The 3,197-nt window shown below is 63.5% G+C and carries 5 protein-coding genes; 1 reads left to right on the top strand and 4 read right to left on the bottom strand.

Annotated features, from left to right (window positions below; translation table 11 throughout):
- The 3 genes from EOA27_RS28995 to EOA27_RS29000 form a co-directional block, all read right to left on the bottom strand.
- A partial coding sequence (locus tag EOA27_RS28995) for a GTP-binding protein (RefSeq protein ID WP_245491186.1) occupies positions 1-260 on the bottom strand: 260 nt, incomplete at its 3' end.
- Positions 261-462: 202 nt separating this feature from the next.
- A complete protein-coding gene (locus EOA27_RS43015) occupies positions 463-792 on the bottom strand; it encodes an EAL domain-containing protein (RefSeq protein WP_348639288.1) in 330 nt (109 codons plus the stop codon).
- Positions 744-1,982, bottom strand: coding sequence for an EAL domain-containing protein (locus EOA27_RS29000; RefSeq protein ID WP_281059485.1), 1,239 nt, complete (start codon positions 1,980-1,982; stop codon positions 744-746). The genes EOA27_RS43015 and EOA27_RS29000 overlap by 49 nt, the downstream gene beginning before the upstream one ends.
- 316 nt (positions 1,983-2,298) lie before the next feature.
- Between EOA27_RS29000 and EOA27_RS29005 the strand changes: the two genes are divergently transcribed.
- Positions 2,299-2,694, top strand: a complete 396-nt coding sequence (locus EOA27_RS29005) for a cupin domain-containing protein (RefSeq protein WP_126081716.1) — start codon at positions 2,299-2,301, stop codon at positions 2,692-2,694.
- 65 nt (positions 2,695-2,759) lie between these two features.
- Here the strand turns inward: EOA27_RS29005 and EOA27_RS29010 are convergent.
- A partial coding sequence (locus EOA27_RS29010) for an aminotransferase class I/II-fold pyridoxal phosphate-dependent enzyme (RefSeq protein WP_127257836.1) occupies positions 2,760-3,197 on the bottom strand: 438 nt, incomplete at its 5' end.

Below are 3,197 nucleotides of genomic sequence, written 5' to 3' on the forward strand. Positions count from 1 at the left end.
GAGCCGGGGCAATCGACGAAGGTGATCTGCTCGCCCATGAAATCGGTGGTGGCGAAGGTGGCCTCGACGCTCATGGCGTGGGCGCGGGCTTCGGGCGAATGATCGGAGACGGTGTTGCCCGATGAAACGGGTGATTGGCGGGGTATCGCGCCCGTGCGGGCGAGGATTGCTTCGAGAAGTGTCGTCTTACCGCTTGCAAAGGGACCGACTATGGCGATGCATTTCGGTCCCGTGCGTCGTCCTCCGGCGCGAGTACCCATGGCTGACCTCCACTCAGGCGTTTCCCAAGAGAGCGATCAGCAAAAGTGGAAACCGGTTTTTGCTCCGATCGCACCCTGTGCAGAGCGGCGGCCGGCCTGTTCGGCCGTCGCGGGTGGGGTTTATCCACCCCTTCCCAAGGCCATCGTCACACGGGTTCGCCGGGAGGGCAAGAAAAATAGGATTTTCGCCGGCTTGGGTTTGTCAGGCCGTGAGGGCGAGCGGCTCGCGGCCGGCGACACACAAGGCGCTTGCCTTGTCGCGTGGCGCTGGCTTGCCGAAGAAATAGCCCTGGAAGCGGCTGCATCCGGCCGTTCGGGCGAGGCTGAATTCCTGCTCGGTCTCGACGCCTTCCGCGACGATGGCGATCTCCTGGATGCGAGCGATCTGGGCAAGCGCCGAGACGAAGATCTGCGCCACCTGGTCATGGGCGAGGCTGCGGATATAGGAGCGGTCGATCTTGACGCTGTCGATGGGCAGCGACTTCAGATAGTTAAAACCGCAATGTCCAGTGCCGAAGTCGTCGAGCGCGATGGGAAGCCGAGGCCGCGCAGCGCCTCCAGGCGCCTCAGCACCTCCGGCGTCGCGGCCGTCGCCACCGTCTCGGTGATCTCGATGATGAATTGCGAGGCGGACCGGCCGGTTTCGCGCAGGATCCTATCGCACATCGTCACGATCTCGTCGCGCTTCAGCTGCTCGCCGGAGACGTTGATCGAGATGCGCCGTCCGGGAAAATGCCCGATATCGGTACAGGCGCGCTTGAAGACCCATTCGCCGATCATGTCGATCAGCGTCGAGCGCTCGGCGATCGGGATGAATTCCGCCGGCGAGATCAAGCCGCGCACGGGATGGCGCCAGCGGATCAATCCCTCCAGCGCGTCGACCGAGCCGTCGGGATCGACGATCGGCTGGTAGTGCAGTTCCAGCTCGCCGAGATAGATCGCGGCGCGCAGCTCGCGTTCCACCAGCCGGCGATAGCGTTTGTCCGACAGCATCTCCTCGTCGAAGACGGTGACGCGGCCGCGGCCGCCTGCCTTGCTTTCGTAGAGCGCAAGGTCGGCCAGCAGCATCAACTCAGCACCGTTCGAGGCATGCAGCGGCGCAAGCGCGACCCCCACCGAGATCGACAGCGGAATGATCTTGCCTTCATGTCTTTTGCCGGCCCGCATCGCATCGAGCAGCCGGCGCACGTCCTTGTTGATGACGGCGACGTCGCCATGCGGAACCATGACGCCGAACTCGTCGCCGCCGAGCCGGCCGATGGCGCCGTCCTCGAAGATGCGCTGCGTTTCGCTGACAAGATGCGCCAGCGCCAGGTCGCCGAACTGATGGCCGAACGTGTCGTTGAGCTGCTTGAAATGATCGAGGTCGATCAGAAGCAGGCTTGCCTGGCGACGGTTGCGCAAGCCGCCCAGCCGGTCGCGCAGCGCTTCGATGAAATAGCGCCGGGTCATGGCGCCGGTCATGGCATCGATGGTGAGAAAGCGGTGCTTCTCGGCTTCGGCATCCTCCGCCGATTGCAGGCGCTGGACGACGCTCGAGCGCATATACATCAAGACCAGAAGCGCCATCAGGGTCGATGCTGCCGACATCGTCAGCGCGCCGGCGCGGGAAGCGTTCTCCGTCAGCGCGAAAGCCGCGAGCCCGGTGGCTGCGATGCTCATCACGAGCAGAGCCTGGATGCCGCGATAGATACGGCCGCTATGATCCTTGATTGTCGCCAAGATACTCATGTCCGCGCCCCCACAGCACGCGCCATCGCTAGAACCTCAGCCGTTAACAAACGCTGAGCGCGGCGATCGTCTTGACCTGTTCTCTGGCGGCTGGATCGAGGCGGCGATTTTATGGTTAAAAAGCAATGACTTATGACGGTATTGAGACATTCTAAAATAGAAAATGCTAGTGCCTGAGCGCGCAACCGGAGCTGCCGCGCCGGCAACATCCCAAAGCCGTTGCAATGGCCTCTCCGCAGGAGGAGACTGCTCCACGAGAGGCCGAGCGCGGCCCCTTGTTCAACCAACGAGTTCGAGGATCTGAACGATGAAGATCATTGCGTGCGGCAGCGTGCCGACGATCATCGCGCCGGAGGCCTATTTCACCGGGCGGGTGCTGCAGACGCCGATTATCGAGAAAGAAACGCCGGCGCGGCTGAGGGCGACGCTGGTCAGTTTCGAGCCCGGCGCGCGCACTTACTGGCACACGCATCCGCTTGGGCAGACGCTCTATGTCACGGCCGGCGCCGGACTTGCCCAGACCTGGGGCGAGCCGGTCCAGACGATCAGGGCAGGGGACGTCATCTCCTTCGCGCCGGGCGAGAAGCACTGGCATGGCGCGGGATGGAAAACCGCCATGACCCATATCGCCATGCAGGAGGCGATGGACGGCGTCCATGCGGAGTGGCTGGAAGCGGTGACACCGGAGCAATATGGCGGCTGAGACAAGCCTCTGACAAAAAACCCGGCGTGACGCCGGGTTCTTCGCGTTCGGAGCTTCTCGGCCGTTTAGGTCAGCGACGCGGTGAAGCGCTGGATGCGCGTGCAGGCTTCCTCCAGCAAGGTTTCCGAGGTCGCGTAGGAGATGCGGAAATTCGGACCGAGGCCGAAGGCCGAGCCGAACCCCACCGCCACACCTTCGGCGTCGAGCAGTTCCGAGCAGAAGGCTTCGTCGGTGTCGATCACCTTGCCCGACTTCGTCTTCTTGCCGATCAGCTCAGCGCAAGACGGATAGACGTAGAAGGCGCCTTCGGGCGAGGGGCAGGAGATGCCGCGCGCCTGGTTGAGCATCGAGACGACGAGGTCGCGGCGGCCCTGGAAGATCGCCTTGTTCTTCGCGATGAAATCCTGCGGGCCGTTGAGCGCCTCGACGGAGGCCCATTGCGCGATGGTGCAGGCACCCGAGGTCTGCTGGCCCTGGATCATGTCCATCGCCTTGATCAGCGG

Origin of the sequence: Mesorhizobium sp. M2A.F.Ca.ET.037.01.1.1, from assembly GCF_003998075.1 — a bacterium.
Lineage (GTDB): Bacteria > Pseudomonadota > Alphaproteobacteria > Rhizobiales > Rhizobiaceae > Mesorhizobium.